The organism is Bacillus sp. SIMBA_005 (genome assembly GCF_046535585.1).
Lineage (GTDB): Bacteria > Bacillota > Bacilli > Bacillales > Bacillaceae > Bacillus > Bacillus pumilus.
In genome coordinates this window covers 1-1,139 of sequence record NZ_JAWRWI010000027.1, presented here as the reverse complement: position 1 = coordinate 1,139, position 1,139 = coordinate 1, and the positions used below count along the sequence as shown (strand labels likewise).

At 45.7% G+C, this 1,139-nt stretch carries 1 protein-coding gene; it reads left to right on the top strand.

Features of this window, described 5'->3' with window-relative positions:
• Positions 1-124 precede the first annotated feature (124 nt).
• Positions 125-985 carry a class A beta-lactamase TEM-171 gene (locus SB660_RS18865; RefSeq protein WP_015058867.1) on the top strand — a complete coding sequence of 287 codons (861 nt, stop codon included), beginning with the start codon at positions 125-127 and terminating at the stop codon, positions 983-985.
• Positions 986-1,139: the final 154 nt, after the last annotated feature.

Genomic DNA, 1,139 nt, shown 5'->3' with positions numbered 1-1,139 from the left:
CACTTTTCGGGGAAATGTGCGCGGAACCCCTATTTGTTTATTTTTCTAAATACATTCAAATATGTATCCGCTCATGAGACAATAACCCTGATAAATGCTTCAATAATATTGAAAAAGGAAGAGTATGAGTATTCAACATTTCCGTGTCGCCCTTATTCCCTTTTTTGCGGCATTTTGCCTTCCTGTTTTTGCTCACCCAGAAACGCTGGTGAAAGTAAAAGATGCTGAAGATCAGTTGGGTGCACGAGTGGGTTACATCGAACTGGATCTCAACAGCGGTAAGATCCTTGAGAGTTTTCGCCCCGAAGAACGTTTTCCAATGATGAGCACTTTTAAAGTTCTGCTATGTGGCGCGGTATTATCCCGTATTGACGCCGGGCAAGAGCAACTCGGTCGCCGCATACACTATTCTCAGAATGACTTGGTTGAGTACTCACCAGTCACAGAAAAGCATCTTACGGATGGCATGACAGTAAGAGAATTATGCAGTGCTGCCATAACCATGAGTGATAACACTGCGGCCAACTTACTTCTGACAACGATCGGAGGACCGAAGGAGCTAACCGCTTTTTTGCACAACATGGGGGATCATGTAACTCGCCTTGATCGTTGGGAACCGGAGCTGAATGAAGCCATACCAAACGACGAGCGTGACACCACGATGCCTGCAGCAATGGCAACAACGTTGCGCAAACTATTAACTGGCGAACTACTTACTCTAGCTTCCCGGCAACAATTAATAGACTGGATGGAGGCGGATAAAGTTGCAGGACCACTTCTGCGCTCGGCCCTTCCGGCTGGCTGGTTTATTGCTGATAAATCTGGAGCCGGTGAGCGTGGGTCTCGCGGTATCATTGCAGCACTGGGGCCAGATGGTAAGCCCTCCCGTATCGTAGTTATCTACACGACGGGGAGTCAGGCAACTATGGATGAACGAAATAGACAGATCGCTGAGATAGGTGCCTCACTGATTAAGCATTGGTAACTGTCAGACCAAGTTTACTCATATATACTTTAGATTGATTTAAAACTTCATTTTTAATTTAAAAGGATCTAGGTGAAGATCCTTTTTGATAATCTCATGACCAAAATCCCTTAACGTGAGTTTTCGTTCCACTGAGCGTCAGACCCCGTAGAAA

Bases quoted from the DNA above. Each gene is read 5' to 3' on its own strand.
- SB660_RS18865 (WP_015058867.1), top strand. From the start codon at position 125: ATGAGTATTCAACATTTCCGTGTCGCCCTTATTCCCTTTTTTGCGGCA.